The sequence below is a fragment of the Bacillus sp. 5RYD7K genome (genome assembly GCF_059831465.1).
The window spans coordinates 3,411,183-3,430,538 of sequence record NZ_CP191200.1 but is presented as its reverse complement, the minus strand read 5'-3'; the positions used below and the strand labels follow the sequence as shown (position 1 = coordinate 3,430,538).

At 44.9% G+C, this 19,356-nt stretch carries 19 protein-coding genes; 11 read left to right on the top strand and 8 right to left on the bottom strand.

Features of this window, described 5'->3' with window-relative positions; all coding sequences use genetic code 11:
* The first annotated feature begins 8 nt into the window (after positions 1-8).
* Positions 9-626 carry a signal peptidase I gene (gene lepB / locus ACQE26_RS16600; RefSeq protein ID WP_395940959.1) on the top strand — a complete coding sequence of 206 codons (618 nt, stop codon included), beginning with the start codon at positions 9-11 and terminating at the stop codon, positions 624-626.
* Positions 627-662: 36 nt separating this feature from the next.
* On the opposite strand, the gene ACQE26_RS16595 is transcribed toward lepB, so the two are convergent.
* Positions 663-932 (bottom strand): hypothetical protein, encoded by a 270-nt coding sequence (locus ACQE26_RS16595; protein WP_007409641.1) that lies wholly within the window; start codon positions 930-932, stop codon positions 663-665.
* A 163-nt stretch (positions 933-1,095) separates the two neighbouring features.
* Between ACQE26_RS16595 and ACQE26_RS16590 the strand changes: the two genes are divergently transcribed.
* Both ACQE26_RS16590 and ACQE26_RS16585 read left to right on the top strand, forming a co-directional pair.
* On the top strand, positions 1,096-2,715 hold the full coding sequence (locus tag ACQE26_RS16590) for an ABC-F family ATP-binding cassette domain-containing protein (RefSeq protein WP_328221233.1): 1,620 nt from the start codon (positions 1,096-1,098) through the stop codon (positions 2,713-2,715).
* Positions 2,716-2,826: 111 nt separating this feature from the next.
* Positions 2,827-3,735 carry a ketopantoate reductase family protein gene (locus ACQE26_RS16585; protein WP_500470090.1) on the top strand — a complete coding sequence of 303 codons (909 nt, stop codon included), beginning with the start codon at positions 2,827-2,829 and terminating at the stop codon, positions 3,733-3,735.
* 29 nt (positions 3,736-3,764) lie between these two features.
* Here ACQE26_RS16585 and ACQE26_RS16580 read toward each other — a convergent pair whose 3' ends face one another.
* From ACQE26_RS16580 to mreBH, 3 genes are all read right to left on the bottom strand, one after another.
* Positions 3,765-4,997, bottom strand: coding sequence for an aminopeptidase (locus ACQE26_RS16580; protein ID WP_438421823.1), 1,233 nt, complete (start codon positions 4,995-4,997; stop codon positions 3,765-3,767).
* A gap of 100 nt (positions 4,998-5,097) precedes the next feature.
* Positions 5,098-5,232, bottom strand: a complete 135-nt coding sequence (locus ACQE26_RS16575) for a protein YkpC (protein WP_101605501.1) — start codon at positions 5,230-5,232, stop codon at positions 5,098-5,100.
* 71 nt (positions 5,233-5,303) lie between these two features.
* On the bottom strand, positions 5,304-6,311 hold the full coding sequence (mreBH, locus tag ACQE26_RS16570) for a cell shape-determining protein MreBH (RefSeq protein ID WP_029575211.1): 1,008 nt from the start codon (positions 6,309-6,311) through the stop codon (positions 5,304-5,306).
* 270 nt (positions 6,312-6,581) lie between these two features.
* Between mreBH and abhA the strand changes: the two genes are divergently transcribed.
* From abhA to ade, 5 genes are all read left to right on the top strand, one after another.
* Positions 6,582-6,866, top strand: a complete 285-nt coding sequence (abhA, locus tag ACQE26_RS16565; protein ID WP_013352109.1) for a transcriptional regulator AbhA — start codon at positions 6,582-6,584, stop codon at positions 6,864-6,866.
* Positions 6,867-7,037: 171 nt separating this feature from the next.
* Positions 7,038-8,342, top strand: coding sequence for an ATP-binding protein (locus ACQE26_RS16560; RefSeq protein ID WP_438421826.1), 1,305 nt, complete (start codon positions 7,038-7,040; stop codon positions 8,340-8,342).
* Between the two features lies 1 nt (position 8,343).
* A complete protein-coding gene (locus ACQE26_RS16555) occupies positions 8,344-9,171 on the top strand; it encodes a gamma-glutamylcyclotransferase family protein (RefSeq protein WP_438421827.1) in 828 nt (275 codons plus the stop codon).
* Positions 9,172-9,211: 40 nt separating this feature from the next.
* On the top strand, positions 9,212-9,877 hold the full coding sequence (ktrC, locus tag ACQE26_RS16550; protein ID WP_003154554.1) for a Ktr system potassium transporter KtrC: 666 nt from the start codon (positions 9,212-9,214) through the stop codon (positions 9,875-9,877).
* 149 nt (positions 9,878-10,026) lie between these two features.
* On the top strand, positions 10,027-11,760 hold the full coding sequence (gene ade, locus ACQE26_RS16545) for an adenine deaminase (RefSeq protein ID WP_500470089.1): 1,734 nt from the start codon (positions 10,027-10,029) through the stop codon (positions 11,758-11,760).
* Between the two features lie 32 nt (positions 11,761-11,792).
* On the opposite strand, the gene rnjA is transcribed toward ade, so the two are convergent.
* Both rnjA and ACQE26_RS16535 read right to left on the bottom strand, forming a co-directional pair.
* Entirely contained in the window at positions 11,793-13,460 is a 1,668-nt protein-coding gene (gene rnjA / locus ACQE26_RS16540) for a ribonuclease J1 (protein ID WP_029575210.1), read from the bottom strand.
* Between the two features lie 5 nt (positions 13,461-13,465).
* Complete coding sequence (locus tag ACQE26_RS16535; protein ID WP_060962892.1) at positions 13,466-13,675, bottom strand: DNA-dependent RNA polymerase subunit epsilon; 210 nt, start codon at positions 13,673-13,675, stop codon at positions 13,466-13,468.
* Between the two features lie 353 nt (positions 13,676-14,028).
* Here ACQE26_RS16535 and ACQE26_RS16530 point away from each other — a divergent pair, with 353 nt between their 5' ends.
* Positions 14,029-14,802 carry a Cof-type HAD-IIB family hydrolase gene (locus tag ACQE26_RS16530; RefSeq protein WP_500470088.1) on the top strand — a complete coding sequence of 258 codons (774 nt, stop codon included), beginning with the start codon at positions 14,029-14,031 and terminating at the stop codon, positions 14,800-14,802.
* Positions 14,803-14,836: 34 nt separating this feature from the next.
* Here ACQE26_RS16530 and def read toward each other — a convergent pair whose 3' ends face one another.
* Both def and ACQE26_RS16520 read right to left on the bottom strand, forming a co-directional pair.
* On the bottom strand, positions 14,837-15,391 hold the full coding sequence (gene def / locus ACQE26_RS16525; RefSeq protein WP_500470087.1) for a peptide deformylase: 555 nt from the start codon (positions 15,389-15,391) through the stop codon (positions 14,837-14,839).
* Positions 15,392-15,503: 112 nt separating this feature from the next.
* Positions 15,504-15,683, bottom strand: a complete 180-nt coding sequence (locus ACQE26_RS16520) for a YjcZ family sporulation protein (protein WP_315956441.1) — start codon at positions 15,681-15,683, stop codon at positions 15,504-15,506.
* Between the two features lie 252 nt (positions 15,684-15,935).
* Here ACQE26_RS16520 and ACQE26_RS16515 point away from each other — a divergent pair, with 252 nt between their 5' ends.
* The gene (locus tag ACQE26_RS16515; RefSeq protein ID WP_500471498.1) at positions 15,936-16,574 is read left to right on the top strand and encodes a YkyA family protein; all 639 of its coding nucleotides are present in this window, start codon (positions 15,936-15,938) and stop codon (positions 16,572-16,574) included.
* Positions 16,575-17,030: 456 nt separating this feature from the next.
* Positions 17,031-19,337: an ACP S-malonyltransferase gene (fabD, locus tag ACQE26_RS16510; protein ID WP_500470086.1), complete on the top strand. Its 2,307-nt coding sequence runs from the start codon at positions 17,031-17,033 to the stop codon at positions 19,335-19,337.
* Positions 19,338-19,356: the final 19 nt, after the last annotated feature.

Sequence of the window (19,356 nt, the reverse complement as noted above, 5' to 3'; positions counted from 1 at the left end):
GATAGTACATGAACCGTAACAGTGATCGTCTAGGAGGAACCACGTTGACTGAAGAACAAAAACCTACTTCTGAAAAATCGGTAAAAAGAAAATCCAACACGTATTGGGAATGGGGAAAGGCCATCATTATAGCGGTCGCTCTTGCGCTTTTAATCCGCCATTTCCTGTTTGAACCGTACTTAGTGGAAGGATCATCAATGTACCCGACATTACATGACGGTGAAAGGCTGTTTGTCAACAAAAGCGTCAATTATATCGGAGAAATCGAGCGGGGGGACATCGTCATTATTAACGGCGATACATCGAAAGTCCATTATGTAAAGCGGCTCATCGGAAAACCCGGAGAAACGGTGGAAATGAAAAATGATACGCTTTATATAAACGGCAAAAAAATCGATGAACCGTACCTCGCGAGCAATAAAAAAGAAGCGAAAAAACTGGGAGTCAACCTGACGGGAGATTTCGGCCCCGTAAAGGTTCCGAAAGGCAAATACTTCGTCATGGGCGACAATCGGCTGAACTCAATGGACAGCCGGAACGGACTCGGTTTAATTGCCGAAAAACGGATCGTCGGCACCTCGAAGTTTGTGTTCTTCCCGTTTCATGATATGCGTCAGACAAAATAAAAACGCCGCGCTGCCCGATTCGGACGGCCGGCGTTTTTATTTGGCAAACGAGGCGGCGACGGCGATGAACATTACCGTGGCCAGCACTGATCCGACAATGGCGAGAACACTGAAAAAAAGATTCACCTGCTGCTTCTCTTTGCCGCGTTTTTCAAGCATCCGTTTTGAAAAGAGATGCGAAAACGTGTAAATGAGGGCGATTCCGACGTACAAGCCGATGTCACGTGCGGTAAAGCCTGTGACGGCCAGAAAAACCCCGGTAAAGAAAATCATAAGACAATATTCTGTGAGTGTTAAAAGCTTCAACTTGTTCCTCCGTGATGAATATGTATATATATCTATTGTATCACAGGGCTTCGGGTTTGGCGCTTGCGTCTTTTCAAAACCCTTATATTCGCAGGGAAACATTTCTCTTCCCCTTTATTCATGGTATACTTTTATTGATGTTAGACACGATGGAGGATTATAAATGATTGCTGTAAATAATGTGAGCTTGCGTTTTGCGGATCGCAAGTTATTTGAAGATGTCAATATTAAATTTACGCCGGGCAATTGCTACGGATTAATAGGCGCAAACGGTGCCGGAAAATCAACATTCTTGAAAATTTTATCCGGTGAACTGGAGCCTCAGACCGGCGATGTCCATATGAGCCCGGGCGAACGCCTTGCCATTCTGAAGCAGAACCATTTTGAATATGAAGATTACGAAGTTCTGAAAGTCGTCATTATGGGACATAAACGTTTATACGAAGTCATGCAGGAAAAAGACGCGATTTATATGAAACCGGATTTTTCTGATGAAGACGGCATCCGCGCCGCTGAGCTTGAAGGAGAGTTTGCGGAATTAAACGGATGGGAAGCTGAAAGTGAAGCCGCTATTTTGTTAAAGGGTCTGGGCATCTCTGAAGACCTGCATACGAAGAAAATGGCGGACTTAGGCGGTTCAGAAAAGGTGAAAGTGCTTTTGGCGCAGGCGCTGTTCGGCAAGCCGGACGTTCTGCTGCTTGATGAACCGACGAACCACTTGGATCTGAAAGCGATTCAGTGGCTGGAAGAGTTTCTGATCAACTTTGAGAACACAGTCATCGTCGTATCCCACGACCGTCACTTTTTAAATAAAGTGTGCACGCACATCGCCGATCTTGATTTTAATAAAATTCAAGTGTATGTCGGCAACTATGATTTCTGGTATGAATCCAGCCAGCTTGCTTTAAAGCTTTCTCAGGAAGCCAATAAGAAAAAAGAAGAGCAGATTAAACAGCTTCAGGAGTTCGTGGCCAGATTCAGCGCCAATGCCTCTAAATCAAAGCAGGCGACATCAAGAAAGAAACTCCTTGATAAAATTTCGCTTGATGATATCAAACCGTCATCACGCCGTTATCCTTACGTCAATTTCACGCCGGAACGCGAAATCGGAAATGACGTGCTGCGGGTAGAAGGCTTAACGAAAACGATTGACGGCGTTAAGGTGCTTGATAACGTCAGCTTTATTATGAACAGAGAAGACAAAATCGCGTTTACGGGCCGCAATGAGCTTGCCGTTACGACATTGTTCAAAATCATTTCCGGGGAAATGGAAGCTGACAGCGGCACATTCAAATGGGGCGTCACCACTTCTCAGGCGTACTTCCCGAAAGACAACAGCGAATATTTCGACGGCAGCGATGCGAACCTTGTAGACTGGCTCCGCCAATACTCGCCGCATGACCAAAGCGAAAGCTTTCTGCGCGGCTTCTTAGGACGCATGCTGTTCTCTGGGGAAGAAGTCAACAAAAAATCAAACGTTCTTTCCGGAGGAGAAAAAGTACGCTGCATGCTTTCAAAAGCGATGCTTTCCGGCGCGAACATTTTAATTCTGGATGAACCGACAAACCACTTAGACCTGGAATCCATTACAGCGCTTAACAACGGTTTAATCAGCTTTAAAGGCGCTATGCTGTTTTCATCTCATGACCATCAGTTTGTACAGACAATTGCCAACCGCATCATTGAATTAACGCCTAAAGGCATCGTTGACAAACAAATGTCTTATGACGAATTTCTTGAAAATGCGGATGTGCAGAAAAAGCTTGAAGAGCTATACGCGTAATAAAAAAGCAGAGGAGACTCTGCTTTTTATTTGCGGGAAAAGTTTTCAATCTTCTGACTTCCCGTTACAATAAAGGAACATATGAATTGAAAAGAGACGGAGGAATGCATCATGAAGTTTTTAGTTGTCGGAGCAGGGGGAGTGGGCGGATATATCGGCGCACGTCTTGCAGAGAAGGGAAATGACGTTACGTTTCTCGTCCGTCAGAAGCGGGCGGAACAATTAAAAGAGACGGGATTGACCGTCAAAAGTGCAAATGGTGATGTTTCAATCAAGCCGAAAATAATCATGGCGGGCGAAGATGGAGAGTTTGACGCCGTTATCATCGCATCAAAAGCGTATTCTTTGCAGGACGTTATTCGAGATGTCAAACCGTTTGTCAAACCTTCGTCGGTCATTATTCCTTTTTTAAACGGGTACAGGCACTATAACGAGCTGTTCGAAGCTTTTTCAAAACGGCAGGTGTTAGGAGGCCTCTGCTTTATTGAGAGCGCCCTTAACGAAAAAGGGGACATTCTTCATACGAGCGCTGCCCACCGCTTTGTGTTCGGTGAATGGAGCGGGGAACGCACAGAACGTATAAATGAGCTGGAAAAAGCGTTTGCGGGTGTGAAAGCGGATGTCATCATCAGCCGGGATATTGAAAAGGATATTTGGAAAAAGTACATGTTCATTGCCGCGCAGGCGGGAGTGACCACTTTGTTTCAACAGCCGGTCGGACCGATTTTAGATACAGAAGGCGGCCGCAATACGGCAAAGCGACTTTTTGCAGAAATCGGAGCCATTTTCAAGGCTGCCGGCATTCCGAAGGACGCTGACCTTGAAGATGAGAGTTATCGTACGTTGACAAGCATGTCTTATCACATGAAATCGTCGATGCTGAGAGACATGGAAAATGGGCGGGTGACAGAAGGTGAACATTTACACGGTTTTCTGCTTGAGAAAGCGAAACGCTTGTCAGTTGATACCCCTGTTTTGGAAACCGTCTTTGCCAACCTGCAAATGTATGAAGCAAAATAAAAAAAGAGGCCGAAGTGCCTCCTTTTTTATTAAAATGCCCAGTTTCCGTTTCTGAAGATCGGTTCTCTTTTGCCGTCAGCGGTAATCCCGTCGATATTCATATCTTTGGAGCCGACCATGAAATCTACGTGCGTAATGCTTTCATTTAAGCCCTCTTTGACAAGCTCTTCCCGTGTCATTTGCTTGCCGCCTTCGATATTAAAGGCATACGCGCTGCCGATCGCCAAGTGGTTTGATGCGTTTTCATCGTACAGTGTGTTGTAAAATAAAATATTCGATGTTGAAATCGGTGAATCGTACGGCACTAAGGCCACTTCTCCGAGATAATGCGAGCCTTCATCGGTTTCGACGATGCCTTTTAAAATCTCCTCGCCTTTTTCAGCTTTCACATCAACGATACGGCCGTTTTCAAAGGTAAGTGTAAAGTTATCAATAATGTTGCCGCCGTAGCTCAGCGGTTTCGTGCTGGAAACCGTGCCGTTCACCCCGTCACGCTGCGGAAGAGTGAAAACCTCTTCTGTCGGCATGTTGGCCATGAATTCGTGCCCGTTCTCATTCACGCTTCCCGCGCCTGCCCATACATGTTTTTTCGGCAATTCAATGGTTAAGTCTGTTCCTTCAGCTTGATAGTGCAGGGCGCTGTAATGTTTTTTGTTCAGGTGTTCCACTTTCTCATGAAGGTTTTGGTCATGTTTTTTCCATGCTTCCACTGGGTTTTCTTCATTTACGCGGGTCGTTTTGAAAATTTCTTCCCATAAAAGCTGAACGGCTGTTTCTTCCGGCCGATCCGGGAACACTTTTTTCGCCCAGCCTGTTGAAGCGGCTCCGATCACCGTCCAGCTGACCTTATCTGATTGAATATATTGTCTGTATGTATGCAATGCTTTTCCGGCGGCTTTTTGGAACGCTGCAATCCGTTTCCCGTCAGTGCCTTTTAACAGGTCGGGGTCGGATGAGACGACAGAAATAAAGGCAGCTCCTTTTTTCGCGAGCTCTTCTTTGCCTTTCGCTTCCCATTCAGGATATTCTTCAAACGCTTCAAACGGAGCCATTTCGTATTTTAATCTGGACAATTCATCGTCCTGCCAATTTACGGTGACGTTTTTTGCGCCTTTTTCATACGAATGTTTGGCCAGCAGTCTGACAAGTTCCCGGACATCGGTTGAGGCATTGATGACGACATGCTGTCCTTTTTGGACATTGACGCCGACTTCTACCGCCAGCCGAGCATATGTATTTAACTTTTCAGTAAACGAACTCATCGTTCATTCCTCCTCATCGGTTTTTCTCATCATATCAAATATCGCCTCATAAAGAAAAGAAAGGAGCGCAAATGAAAAAGACACAGCCTTTGCTGCGTCTTTACGGATGATTCAGTTTTACGGTGCTGCCGGCCGGAGAATGGGGCATATTGGCCAGCGAAATGCTCATACCCCCCAAGATAATTCCGCTTAAAATGACAGCTACCGCTATGCGTCTTCCCACATCTCTAAGCATATGCTTCCTCCTTAATGTTTCTCCAGTTCTCACAATATGAGCCGGCCGGAGAAAAAAGAAGCACAATCTTATTATTTAATCGCTTTTTGCAGCTTGTCGATGACGTCTAACGAACGCCCCGTGCCGATAGCCACTGATTCAAGCGGATTTGCGGCCAAATGAACGGGAACGACGATTTCTTCTGTCAGCCATTCTTTCATCCCGTTTAAAAGCGAGCCCCCGCCGGTTAACACGACGCCGCGGTCAACGATGTCCCCGCTGAGTTCCGGCGGACAATCCTCAAGTGTCGCTCTGATGGCTTCAAGAATATGTAGGAGCGATTCACGCATCGCGTGCTGAATTTCATTAGACTGCAGTCTGATCGTCTTCGGCAGACCGGTTACGAGGTCACGGCCGCGGATTTCCATCGTTTCCGGCACATGTTCAATCAATGCAAAACCGATTTCCATTTTCACTTGTTCTGCCGTACGTTCTCCGATCAGCAGGTTGTATTTTTTTCTGACGAACGAAGCGATATCTTCATCAAGCTGGTCGCCGCCGATTCTGATAGAGTGGCAGGACACGACGCCTCCGAATGAGATGATGGCGACTTCAGTCGTACCGCCTCCGATATCCACGACAACGTTTGCGACCGGCTCGTCAACCGGCAGGTCGGCTCCGATTGCAGCTGCTACGGGTTCTTCAATTAAGTGAACGTTTTTTGCTCCGCAGTTTTTGACAGCGTCACTGATGGCCCGGCGTTCAACGGCTGTTGATCCTGAAGGCGTGCAGACGACGACATTCGGTTTGCGGAAGGTCATCCCGATTTTTTTTCCGGCTTTTTTCATAATGTGTTTTAATAAGTCAGTTGTCATATCATAATCAGCAATGACACCGTCTTTCATCGGCCGTACGGCGACGATTTTCCCCGGCGTCTTTCCGATCATGTTTTTGGCATCCGTTCCGATGGCAAGCACCGCTTTCGTTGTTGTATCTACAGCGACAACGGAAGGCTCGTTTAAAATAATTCCTTTATTTTTACTGTAAACAAGTATATTAGCGGTTCCTAAGTCGATTCCGATCTCAGTTGATTGAAACATATTTTCACCCAATCCCTATCCTGATTTAATTGATTCTACATTTAAAGTTTCTGAGAAAAACCACGATTTTTGGGGGTTTCCGCCGGGAATGAAATGTTTTTGTAAAAAAGGAGGGAAAGTCTGTATCCCGTATTTCAAAAAGGCTTTCTTCTGTAAAAAAACATTCATTACCGGATGCGGAGAAACTTTTGCTCCGTTACTTTCGTCTACGTTTATGAAGGATTTTCCTTGGACATATATAAGAGACATTAAAGGAAGTAGGGGATTTCTATGAAATCAATTGGTGTAGTAAGAAAAGTAGACGAACTAGGGCGTATTGTCATGCCGATTGAATTGAGAAGAGCATTGGATATCGCTATTAAAGATAGTATTGAATTTTTTGTTGACGGAGACAAAATTGTCTTGAAAAAATACAAACCGCACGGCATTTGCTTAATGACCGGAGAAATTACCCCCGACAATCAGGAATACGGCAACGGTAAAATCATCTTAAGCCCTGAAGGAGCGAAAATGCTGCTTGAGGAAATCGAGGAAGCGTTAAAAGATAAGTCATAATGATAAAAAGGGCGGAGCGTCATTCCGCCCTTTTATTATGAACTTGTGCAAAAACTCACGGTAAAATCAAGCAAACCTGCTCAAATAATTGGGAATAGTTATCATTTTTTAGTCAATAATGCGGTCAACAATGTTACAATATATGTAGAAATGCTAGCGGCAGGTGGGACTATGGGAAAATATCAAGCGCGTATCATTTCATTAATCTTGGCAATGATTTTTATTATGTTTTGGGATTATTTATTTTACATAATTGAACGGAATCCGATTAACTGGCCTGTTGATATCACTTTTACCACTGTCACGTTAATCAGCGTCTGGCTGCTGGCTTATTATGTAGATCATAAAAAGCAGCTGCTGGCGGAGCTGAAGGACAGCGAGCAGAAAGCAAAGGCGCTTTCAGATGAGAAAAACCGGATTATGGACAATCTGCAGGAAATTGTTTTTCAGACAGATTCACAAGGGAATATTACATATTTGAATCAAGCTTGGACGGCGATTACGGGCTATTCCATCAGCGAATGTATGGGCACGATGTATAATGATTATTTTATAAAAGAGAAACATATCATTGATTATATTATCTCCCAAATTAAGCAGCTGTCCCCGTCAGGAATGTTCACGGCTAAATATATTAAAAAAGACGGCACTATCTTTTGGGGAGAAGTTCATTATAAGCTGTATTATGACCGCAGACAGAAATTTGTCGGAAGCCTGGGGACGATGTCTGATATCAGTGAACGGAAAAAAGCGGTTGATGAGCTTCTGGAAACGAATGAACGGCTTGCCATGCAATCTCAAAAGCTGGCTATCGCCGGTGAACTTGCGGCAGGAATCGCCCATGAAGTAAGAAATCCTTTAACATCAGTCAGCGGCTTTCTTCAGCTGATGAAAGCTCAGTATCCGGAACGCACGGATTATTTCGATATTATTTTTTCGGAAATTAAAAGGATAGATCTTGTGCTGGGAGAGCTGCTACTGCTCGCCAAGCCGCAGACCGTGACGTTTACCGCCCATCATCTCAACCATATTTTAAGGCAGGTGGCGACGCTTCTTGACACAAACGCGGTGCTGTCAAACACTGTGATTGAGAAGGATTTCAGGCAGACTGAGTCCTGTATGGTCAACGGTGACGAAAACCAGCTGAAACAGGTATTTATCAATATTATTAAAAATGCGATTGAGGCGATGCCTGACGGCGGGAATATTCATATTTACACAAAACGGGATGAAGAATACGCGGTGATCAGCATACAGGATGAAGGAAACGGCATGTCGAAAGAAAAGCTTAAAAACATTGGGAAACCGTTTTTCTCGACAAAAGATCAGGGGACAGGCCTCGGCCTTCCGATTTGTTTACGAATTCTGAAGGAGCATAATGGTAAACTTAACATTAAGAGCAAAAATGGAGAAGGCAGTACGTTTCAGGTATTTCTGCCGTTAGAAGCGGATGCTGTCCAAAAGGAGGAAAAATAACTTGCTTCTTTTTGTATACGGTTTGTTACGGAAGCGTGAAGAAAATCATGAGCTGCTGAAAGGCGCTCCGTGTGTGTGCGAGCAGGCCGCGATAAACGGCGTGCTGTATAAAACAGAAAAAGGTCAGCCCGCGGCGTCTTTAGCAGAAACAGCTTTTGTATACGGAGAATTGTATGAAACAGATCATCAGATGATCCGTAAGCTGGATGCGCATTATTCCGATTTTGACCGGGAGGAAGTCGCTGTGACGACGGATCTCGGGAATAAAACGGCCTTCGCATATGTCGTAAAGCCCGAGCAGTGTGCTTCATTCAGCCGGATCAAAAGCGGAGACTGGAAAGAATATCGTTTTATGAAACGGGAGGATGACAGCCCGGTTTATTATTTCGCTTACGGTTCATGTATGGATAATGCCCGTTTTAAACAGGCGGGGGTCGATCACTTTTTCGCCGAGCCGGTCGGAGGGGCGGTTGTTGAAGGGTATTCGACGAGATTCACGTTAAGGCGTCCTGACGGTTCCAGAGCCGATCTTGTTGAAGACGGCGGCCGTACTGAAGGCGTGCTGTACAAGCTCCCGTTTGAAGCGGCAACCTATCTGTATAAAAGGGAAGGTGTTGATAGCCATACATATCGTCCCGCGTTCATAGAAGTGAATGCCGGCGGCCGTATATACAGGGGCTGCCTGACGTTTCTTGTGCTTGATAAAGCTGAGGAAATTGCGCCTCCGGGTCACTATCAGGAAGAAATCGAACGCGGAGCAGACCTGTATTTATCGCCCGCCTTTTCAGAAAAGCTCAAACGCCATATGAACTCATTGCCGAAAATGTGATACTATTCCTATTAGAGATATTGTTTAAAGGAGTACTGTTATGAGAAAAGAGTTTGCCGTTATCGGTCTCGGACGCTTCGGCGGGAGTATTTGCAAAGCATTGAGTGAAGAAGGCCTTGAGGTCATGGCGATGGATATTGATGAAGATAAAGTAAATGAATATGCCAAAATCGCATCACACGCCGTCATCGGCGATTCAACCGATGAATCGGTGCTGAAAAATCTGGGGCTGCGCAATTTTGACCACGTCATTGTGGCAATCGGCGAAAATATACAGGCGAGCATTTTAACGACGCTGATCTTAAAGGAACTCGGCGTGAACACGATCACGGTCAAAGCGCAGAACGACTATCATGAAAAAGTGCTTGCGAAAATCGGGGCCGACCACATCGTCCACCCTGAACGTGACATGGCAAAACGCATCGCCCACAACATCGTATCAAATAATGTGCTTGATTATTTAGAGCTGTCTGATGAACACAGCATCGTGGAGATCGTAGCCAACAGCAGGCTTGCGGGCAACACACTGCTTGATCTGGACATACGCGCGAAGTACGGCATTAACATCGTGGCCATCAAGAGAGAAAAAGAAGTAATCGTATCTCCGCTGGCGACTGAAATGATCCAAAAAGAAGATATTCTCATCGTTATCGGCTCTCTTACGGACATTTCCCGATTTGAAAAAAGAGTGCTTCATACAAAGTGAAAAGCCGTCTGTAAAAGGACGGTCTTTTTTATATGTCAGAATAGAAAGACATTTATCGTGTAAGCGGTATATTCTGCAGTTTTTATTGACTATGATCAGGCGATCCGATAGCATATTGTACCATATAAAGAAAAAGAGGAGGCCTCATTTTGAACAAAGAAACACTGGCTGAACGGCTGAATGCATCGGCCGGCCGACAAAAAGCCGATACCGTCATTAAAAACGGAAAAATCATGGATGTATTTAACCAGGAATGGATTTCTGCAGATATCGCCATTACGGACGGAGTGATCGTCGGGTTGGGCGAGTATGAAGGGGAAGAAGTCATTGATGCAGAAGGCCAAATGATCGTTCCGGGCTTTATTGACGGACATGTTCATATCGAGTCCTCTATGGTTACTCCGATTGAATTTGCAAAAGCAGTCCTCCCTCACGGAGTGACGACTGTCATTACTGATCCTCACGAAATCGCGAACGTTTTGGGGGCAAAAGGCATTTCATTTATGATAGAGCAGGCGAAAAAAGCGCCGCTGAACATCCGTTTCATGCTTCCTTCCTGTGTTCCGGCCGCAAGCTTTGAACGCTCGGGAGCCGTATTAAAAGCCAAAGATTTAAAGTCTTTTTATCAGGAAAAAGAGGTGCTTGGACTGGCGGAAGTAATGGACTACGTGTCTGTTGCCGAAGGTGAAGAGGATATGCTTCAGAAACTGCTTGACGCCAAGCTTCACGGAAAACGGATTGACGGACATTTAGCCGGCCTGTCTTCAGATATCATCAATATATACAGAACCGCGTTAGTGTCAAATGATCATGAAGTGACGACAAAAGAAGAGGCGCTGGACAGAATCCGGCGGGGAATGTATGTCATGCTGCGCGAAGGATCAGTGGCCAAAAATACGCTTAATGTGCTGCCGGCGGTGAACGAAAAAAATGCGCGCCGCTTCTTCTTTTGTACGGATGATAAACATGTAGACGATCTGCTTTCAGAAGGAAGTGTGAACCACCAAGTAAAAATGGCAATAAAAGCGGGACTTGATCCATTCCTTGCGTATCAGCTCGCCAGCTTAAATGCGGCCGAGTGCTACGGCCTTGAAACAAAAGGCGCGGTTGCACCGGGTTTTGACGCGGATCTCTTGTTTATTTCAGATTTACGGGAGGCTGCCGTCACAAAGACCTTGGTCGCCGGCCGGACCGTTGCTGAGAACGGCTGCCCGGTTTATGAGCAGTCCGCCGGCTCTTATTCTCCGGATCAGGCGCTGTTAGATACAGTACGGCTGAAAGCGCCGCTGACTGAATCAGATTTTCGCATGTCGATTCAAGAGGGCAGGCTAATGAATGTAATCGAAATCATACCAAATCATTTAGAGACGAGGAAAAGAGAAGTCCCTGCACCGTCTGCCGGCACATTTTGCCCTGATACAGAAAATGATTTATTAAAAATCGCCGTCGTTGAACGCCACAGCGGAGAAAAAATGATAGGTCTCGGGATTGTACAAGGGTTCGGGTTAAAAGAAGGCGCCATTGCCACAACCATTTCTCACGATTCCCACAACATCATCGCTGTCGGTACAAACGATGCCGATTTGGCAAAAGCAATCAACAGACTGCGTGACACCGGAGGAGGGCTGACAGCCGTGAAAAACGGAGAATTGCTTCACTCTGTCCCGCTTCCGATCGCCGGGCTTTTGTCTGATAAGTCTGCGGAATGGGTGAATGACAGCCTGGGCGTGCTTCATGAAAAGCTTCCTTTGCTCGGATTCACCGGTAATTTCAATCCGTTTCTTACATTATCGTTTTTAGCGCTTCCGGTGATTCCGGATATTAAAATGACGGCAACCGGTCTGTTTGATGTTAAAGCCTTTCAGCATATTCCGCTGCAATAAAAAAACTGCACTCATGATGAGTGCAGTTTTTTTTAAACCTCCATAATGATCGGAAGGATCATCGGACGGCGTTTTGTTTTTTCATATAGGAACGGGGCGAGCGTGTCGGTAATTTCGTTTTTAATTTCGGACCACTGCGTTGTTTTCCGATCCATTACTTTCTCAAGATGGTTCGAAATGAGCTGCTGTGCGTCGTTGATTAAATCACCGGATTCTCTCATGTATACAAAACCTCTTGAAATTAAATCAGGTCCTGCCGATACTTTAAAGTCGTCCATGTTGATGCTGACAACAACGATAACAAGGCCTTCTTCTGAAAGAATGCGGCGGTCGCGGAGCACGATATTGCCGATGTCACCGATTCCGCTTCCGTCAATGTACACGGAACCGGACGGGATTTTGCCTGCCACAGCGGCTTCTTCGCCTTTGAGCGCCAGCACTTCGCCATTGTCCATGATAAAGCAGTTTTCTTCAGGAATGCCGCAATCAGTCGCGAGTTTGACGTGCATTTTCTGCATTCTGTATTCCCCGTGAATCGGCATGAAGAACTTCGGTTTAATCAGACGGAGCATTAATTTTTGTTCTTCCTGTCCGCCGTGTCCGGATGTATGGATGTCATTCAGCGAACCGTGAATGACTTCTGCGCCCGCACGGTACAACTGGTTGATGGTGCGGCTTACGCTGATTGTGTTTCCGGGAATCGGAGAAGAAGAAAAGACAACCGTATCTCCGGGATTAATGGATATCTGACGGTGCGTGCCGTTAGCGATGCGTGATAGCGCCGCCATCGGTTCACCTTGGCTGCCCGTACATAAAATCGTTACTTTATTGGCGGGTATACGATTGATTTCGTTATGCTCAATAAACGTATTTTTAGGACAGCTGATGTAACCGAGAGTCTGTCCGATCTCAATAGCCGATTCCATGCTGCGTCCGAATACGGCAACTTTTCTGCCGTTTAAAACGGCAGCTTCAATCACTTGCTGAAGACGGTGAATGTTCGAAGCGAATGTCGCAAATATAATTCTGCCGTCCACTTTTCGGAAAATATCGTGAATGCTTTCGCCTACACGGCGTTCTGACATGGTGAAATCGGGCACCTCACTGTTCGTGCTGTCAGAAAGCAGGCACAAAACACCTTCTTTCCCGATTTCGGCCATCTTTGTCAAGTTTGCCGGCTCGCCTACCGGTGTGAAATCGAACTTAAAGTCCCCGGTATGTACGATATTGCCCGGCGGTGTTTTGACGACGATTCCGTATGAATCCGGAATGCTGTGTGTCGTTCTGAAGAAGGATACAGACGTCTTCCGGAACTTAACGATGTCGTCTTCACCGATGATGTTTAATTTTGTCTGTCTTAACAGCCCGTGCTCTTCAAGTTTATTCCGAAGTAAGCCGATCGCGAGTTTACCGCCGTAAACGGGAATATTTACTTGTCTGAGCAGGTACGGAATACCGCCGATATGGTCTTCGTGACCGTGGGTGATAAACAGACCTTTAATTTTGTCTTCGTTTTTTACTAAATACGTGTAATCGGGGATTACGTAATCAATGCCGAGAAGTTCATCTTCAGGAAACTTAATTCCCGCATCAATCAGTACAATTTCATCCTGAAACTGCACCCCGTACGTATTTTTCCCGATCTCGCCCAATCCGCCGAGGGCAAAAACGGCAGTCTGGTCATTTTTTACAAATTTCATTCCGCTCATAACTCCAATACTTTAAAATTTTCGCTCTGCTTCTCATATTCTAAAAAAGCACCGTCCACAGGCTGAACAAATTCAATGTTGTATTTCTTATCTTTCAGTTTCGTTCTGACGTCCCGTTCTGAAACGCCCTCAATGTAAAGTGAATCTGTTTTTTCCCGAACAGGTACTTCGTCAGCCTTCTTTTGATAAAATACCTTATAAATCATCCAAATCTCTCCTTAAATGCCGTATGTTAGACTCGCTTATTCTATTATATTCGAAAACGGATTATAAGGAAAGTCTCGAGCAAAAAAGGGACTTTCAAAAACCGAAAGATCCCTTCTACGCGATGACTTTTTTCCGGAGCATTCCGCCCCACTGTCTTCTGAGTTTCTTCCGTAATCGGCGCAGCATTATATACCTCCTTTAAAGCCCTTTATAGCAGTAGTATGCGGCAAAACCGGATTTGTTTTCGTGGGTAAAATTGGAATTTCATCAAGGCTGTTTGCCGGAAGAAAAACTTTCTGTATGATGATATTGAACAAGACACGACTGATAACGGGATAAAGGAGAAATTGACATGAAACCAAAACTGATCTTTTTTGATATTGACGGCACGATCTATGACCATGATAAACATATCCCCGATAGCGCAAGAAACGCCGTGGCCGCGCTTCAAGAGGCCGGCCATCACGTTTTTATCGCCAGCGGGCGGTCTCCGTTTATGGTAAAACCGATTCTGGAAGAGCTGGAGATTGAATCATTTATTTCATACAACGGCCAGTTTGTCGTGTTTGAAGGCGATGTTATTTATAAAAATCCGCTGCCGGAAGATGCGGTCGCGCGTTTATTAAAGCAGGCGGCGGAAGGGGAGCACCCCGTCGTATTCATGGCGGAAGACACGATGAAAACAACCGTTCCGGGACATCCGCACGTCTCGGAAGGAATCGGCAGTCTGAAAGCGCCTTATCCCGAAGTTGATGAAACATTTTATAAAGGAAAAGATATTTATCAGCTGCTTTTATTCTGCCGCGGGCATGAAGAAAAAGCATATGCGGCTTTTCCGGAGTTTGATTATGTCCGCTGGCATGAACTGTCAACGGATGTGCTTCCGAAGGGCGGTTCAAAAGCGGAAGGCATTAAAAGAGTGCTTGAGCGCCTTCCGTACAGCATAAGCGACACTTATGCCTTCGGAGACGGACTAAATGATCTTGAGATGATCCGTTTTGTCGGTACCGGGGTGGCGATGGGAAATGCAGTTCCGGAATTAAAGGATGCCGCTGATTTCGTCACAAAGCCGGTGGATGAAGAGGGAATCAGCTGGGCTGTCAAAGAACTGGGGCTTTTGAAATGAAGAAAACCGGCACTTCAAGAAGTGCCGGTTCTTTTTAACGGTCAATAGCAATGGCGTTTTCAGGTTCTTTTAACGGATTTTCCTGATCGATATGATCGTAAAACATCACACCGTTCAAATGGTCGATTTCATGCTGGAACACAATGGCCGGAAAACCTTTGAGGCGGATGTCAACCTGTTCCCCTTCAAGCGTCGTCGCCTTTACTCGGATGCGTGCGTAGCGCGGCACATAACCGGGAATGGGTTCGTCTACTGACAGGCAGCCTTCTCCGCTCGTCAAGTAGCTTTTTTCCACTGAGTGGCTGACGATTTTAGGATTGAAAAGGGCATAGCTGTATAAAGTGCCTTTCGCATCTTCAGCATGAACGGCGATCATCCGTTTTTTTACGTCTATTTGAGGAGCGGCAAGACCGACTCCGGGACGAAGGTTGTATTTCTCGGCTAATTCAGGATTTTGGCTGTTTTTCACAAACTCAATCATATCAGCAAGTTGCTGTTTTTCTTCGTCAGAAGCGGGAAGCCGGACCTCTTCAGCGATCTCTCTGAGCACGGGATGTCCGTCGCGGACAATATTTTCCATAGTAATCAAGAAACTTCACTCCTAAAGCTTAATATGTAAATTATAGCGAACTTCCTTATCGCGGCGCAACGAAACAATTGGCCGGCCATAGCAGGCCAGCCGATGTTCATGGTGTATAAGGTCAGCAGCCGCAGCCTAAATAAGCGGCACCGACGATGATTAATAAGATAAACAATACGACGATTAATGCGAATGTGCGGCCGTAACCGCCTCCGCAGCCATATCCGTATCCGCCGCCATAACCAAATCCGCCGCCGCAACAACCGCCGCCAAATCCGCCGCCAAATCCATATCCGTACATAAAAAAACCTCCTCTTTTAATTACGCTGACCCTTTTCAGCAGGGCCGGCGTCTACTATAAACTATGTAAAAGCCAAAAAGATGTATGGTCATCCGCCCTGTTTTCTCAATTTTTTACGCAAGTACGCTCTCGCGGCGCCATAAATGTCTTTTCCCAAAAATTCCGGGAATACCAATTACAGCTCAGCTATTGTCAAAAGGCGTTCGGGCTTCTATAGTGGAAATTGTCAAGATTGGGGGATTTTAAGTGAATATGTTACAAAAAAAGATGCTGGCGGGAATTGGAGCGCTCGCCGCCGCAAGTATGCTGCTTGCAGGCTGCGGGGGGAAAGACCCGGTTGAAACGATTCATGATTCGATGGAACAAGCCGTACATGCGGAAAAACCGTTTCAAAAAGAGCAGAAAACATTAGAAAAATTGGAGAAAAAAGAGCATCAGCTATACGACAGCGCGGTTAAGTTGAATATGGATGATTACCAGAAAATTGTCACACTGTCTGATCAGGCTCTGAGCAATGCAAATCAGCGAAAAAAACATCTGAAAGCAGAAAAAGACAGTATTGATGATTCAAAAAAAGCGTTTGAATCCGCAAAAAAAACTTCTCAAGAAATAAAGGATAAGAAAGTAAAAGAAAAAGCCGGGCATGCTGTCGCTTTAATGGGGAAAAGGTATGCATCTTATGATCTTTTGTACAAAAAGTACGAAAAAGCCATTTCACTTGATCAGGACCTTTATAAACTGATTAAAGATAAAAAGCTCACATTAGCGCAGCTGGAAGAGCAAATCAGCAAAGTAAACTCAGTTTACGAAAAGGTGCATAAACAAGCAGATGAGTTCAATCAATATACTAAAGACTACAACAAAGAGAAAGAACTATTATTCCGCAAATAGTATAGTGAAGGCAAATCGGCATGGGCTGATGAACTGATAACAACCGAGTTCAGCCGCCTGTAAAAAGGCGGCTGAAGAATTGGTATTTACGTGTGTTTCCCATTGACAACAAGTAAATCATGGTATAGGATTTATTTAGGGAAATATTCACATAAAACCAATCGTTGTTTCGGCACGTTGGAATGTTTTTATTATATTGATATATATAAAGCAGAATGAAAATGCGATTTTAATTATCAGAAAATTCTATCTATTTATATTTACGGCAACATGGTATTTGTACATGCTTTTTGCTTTTAAACCTTTATCCGGCATAAAGGTTTTTTTATTTTGCTTAGTAATGCTTATTAAGTAAGGGTGCTGAGAGTAAACGACAAATTTTAAAATTGAAGTGAAAAAGTTAATCAAAATCGGAACGAAAAGAAACGGCAGAAATACGGAACAGGAGGAAAACAAATGCTTGCTTACGTCTTTCCCGGACAGGGAGCGCAGTTTAAAGGAATGGGCAGAGACTTATTCGATGAATTCAGTGAGCTCATTAAAAAGGCAGATCATATTTTAGGATACTCCATAAAGGATTTATGCCTTTCAGATGAAAAAGAGAGGCTGACTGATACGAAGTATACACAACCTGCAATTTATACAGTGAGCGCACTGCAATATTTAAAGAGTTTAAAAGAAGGTCATATACGCCCTGATGCTGTTGCAGGACATAGTCTGGGTGAATATACTGCGCTTTTTGCGGCCGGCGTTTTTAATTTTGAGACAGGTCTCCGGCTGGTTGCTAAAAGAGGCGAGTTAATGAGTGAGGCTTCCGAGGGCGGAATGGCTGCTGTGATCGGACTGGATGAGGATCACATAAAAAAAATATTTCAAAAGTATGAATTCGGCCAAATAGATATCGCCAATTACAATACATCTTCACAAATTGTGATAGCAGGGGCTGCAGATGAGATAAAGCGGGCAGCCTCTTTTTTTGAAAAAGAAGGGGCGAAAGCTTATATCGTATTGCAAGTCGGCGGAGCTTTTCATTCTCGTTTCATGGAAAGTGCACAGCGTGAATTTGCGGAATTTATCGAGGAGTTTCATTTTTCTGAATTGAATTTCCCAGTCATTTCTAACTATACGGCAAGACCTTATAAACAAGAAGATATCAAACGGAATTTAATTGAACAAATAACAAACTCGGTAAAATGGACTGAAAGCATCAGGTATCTAATGGGACAAGGCGTAACTGTGTTTGAAGAGATCGGTCCCGGCAACATTCTGACTAAATTAATTCACACCATACAAAGAGATGAGGAACCGCTTACTATCAGTGCGCCGGAAGACAGTCTCTTTTTTTCTGAAGGGAACAAGGACAATTCGGAAAGCGGGAAAGAGCATAGCCTCTTGGCCGAAAATATAGAGAGCGGTACAGCTTCACCGGTGTCCCGATTGGGTGATCAATCTTTCAAAGAAGATTACGGTTTGACATACGCGTATTTGGCAGGTGCGATGCATAGAGGGATCTCTTCTGCTGAAATGCTGATCCGCCTCGGGAAGAAAGGAATGCTGGGGTTCTTTGGCACAGCGGGTTTACCTATAAGGGAAATTGAACAGGCCCTTATTTCTATTAGGAAGACACTCAAAAATGGTCAGCCCTACGGAATGAATCTGCGATTTGAGCCGGATCATCAAGATAGAGAAAAGGAATTGATAGATTTATATATCAAGCATGACGTACGAGTAATAGAAGCGTCTTCGTATCTTTCCGTCAGCGCACCATTAATTTATTACAAAGCGCATCAGTTGAAGATAGACAAAAGCGGCAGGGTTATACCTCATAATCGGATCATTGCCAAAGTTTCACGGCCGGAAGTTGCGGCCGCATTTCTGAGTCCGCCTCCTCAAAGTATCGTAAAGAGAATGTGTCAGCACGGTATGCTGACGGAAGAGCAGGCGGAGTGGCTCAGCCGTATTCCGGCAGCAGACGATATCATTATTGAAGCAGATTGTGGTAGTAATACTGAACAGGGCTCATTGACGGCGATGCTGCCGTTTTTTGTTAACCTGCGGGATGAGATGATGGAAACACACAAATACGCAAGGAAGATCAGAGTCGGGGCTGCGGGAGGAATCGGAACTCCCGAGTCTGCGGCGTCTGCTTTTTTAATGGGCGCTGATTTTATTATGACGGGATCCATTAATCAATGTACAGTTGAAGCCGAAACAAGCGGTTTTATTAAAGAAATGCTGAGTGAGACAGGAATATGCGATACTGCTTATGCGCCTTCGGAGACTCTGTTTGAGTTCGGAACAAAGGTTCAGGTGCTGAAAAAGGGCACGCTGTTTCCGGTCAGGGCAAATAAATTATTTCAAATCTACCAACAATATGAGTCTTTGAGTGAGATAGATGAAAAGACAAAGATTCAGCTCGAAAATGATTATTTTAACAAGACTTTTGATGAAATCTACGAAAGCATAATAGAAAAACAGCCGAACCTGGCCCAAAAAGCTGAGCGCAATCAAAAATATAAGATGCTGTTACTATTTAAGTGGTATTTGCAAAGAGGATGTCTGCTTGCTTTGGAAGGGCAGGAAGAACAAAAGGTGAATTTCCAAGTTCATTGCGGCCCGTCTTTAGGCGCTTTTAATCATTGGGTAAAGGGCACGGATTTGGAATCATGGAGAAACAGACATGTCGATGACATTGGTGAAAAATTGATGAATGAGACCGAAAGTCTGCTAAGGCGCAGATTGGATACGTTATTTCTACACTAAAGAAGGGGCGGGTGGAGGC

What these genes read in the sequence shown, in the direction of transcription:
- lepB (WP_395940959.1), top strand. Translation starts at nt 9, where the DNA reads ATGAACCGTAACAGTGATCGTCTAGGAGGAACCACGTTGACTGAAGAA.
- ACQE26_RS16590 (WP_328221233.1), top strand. Translation starts at nt 1,096, where the DNA reads ATGATTGCTGTAAATAATGTGAGCTTGCGTTTTGCGGATCGCAAGTTA.
- ACQE26_RS16585 (WP_500470090.1), top strand. Translation starts at nt 2,827, where the DNA reads ATGAAGTTTTTAGTTGTCGGAGCAGGGGGAGTGGGCGGATATATCGGC.
- ACQE26_RS16580 (WP_438421823.1), bottom strand. Translation starts at nt 4,997, where the DNA reads ATGAGTTCGTTTACTGAAAAGTTAAATACATATGCTCGGCTGGCGGTA.
- ACQE26_RS16575 (WP_101605501.1), bottom strand. Translation starts at nt 5,232, where the DNA reads ATGCTTAGAGATGTGGGAAGACGCATAGCGGTAGCTGTCATTTTAAGC.
- mreBH (WP_029575211.1), bottom strand. Translation starts at nt 6,311, where the DNA reads ATGTTTCAATCAACTGAGATCGGAATCGACTTAGGAACCGCTAATATA.
- abhA (WP_013352109.1), top strand. Translation starts at nt 6,582, where the DNA reads ATGAAATCAATTGGTGTAGTAAGAAAAGTAGACGAACTAGGGCGTATT.
- ACQE26_RS16560 (WP_438421826.1), top strand. Translation starts at nt 7,038, where the DNA reads ATGGGAAAATATCAAGCGCGTATCATTTCATTAATCTTGGCAATGATT.
- ktrC (WP_003154554.1), top strand. Translation starts at nt 9,212, where the DNA reads ATGAGAAAAGAGTTTGCCGTTATCGGTCTCGGACGCTTCGGCGGGAGT.
- rnjA (WP_029575210.1), bottom strand. Translation starts at nt 13,460, where the DNA reads ATGAAATTTGTAAAAAATGACCAGACTGCCGTTTTTGCCCTCGGCGGA.
- ACQE26_RS16535 (WP_060962892.1), bottom strand. Translation starts at nt 13,675, where the DNA reads ATGATTTATAAGGTATTTTATCAAAAGAAGGCTGACGAAGTACCTGTT.
- ACQE26_RS16530 (WP_500470088.1), top strand. Translation starts at nt 14,029, where the DNA reads ATGAAACCAAAACTGATCTTTTTTGATATTGACGGCACGATCTATGAC.
- ACQE26_RS16520 (WP_315956441.1), bottom strand. Translation starts at nt 15,683, where the DNA reads ATGTACGGATATGGATTTGGCGGCGGATTTGGCGGCGGTTGTTGCGGC.
- ACQE26_RS16515 (WP_500471498.1), top strand. Translation starts at nt 15,936, where the DNA reads ATGTTACAAAAAAAGATGCTGGCGGGAATTGGAGCGCTCGCCGCCGCA.
- fabD (WP_500470086.1), top strand. Translation starts at nt 17,031, where the DNA reads ATGCTTGCTTACGTCTTTCCCGGACAGGGAGCGCAGTTTAAAGGAATG.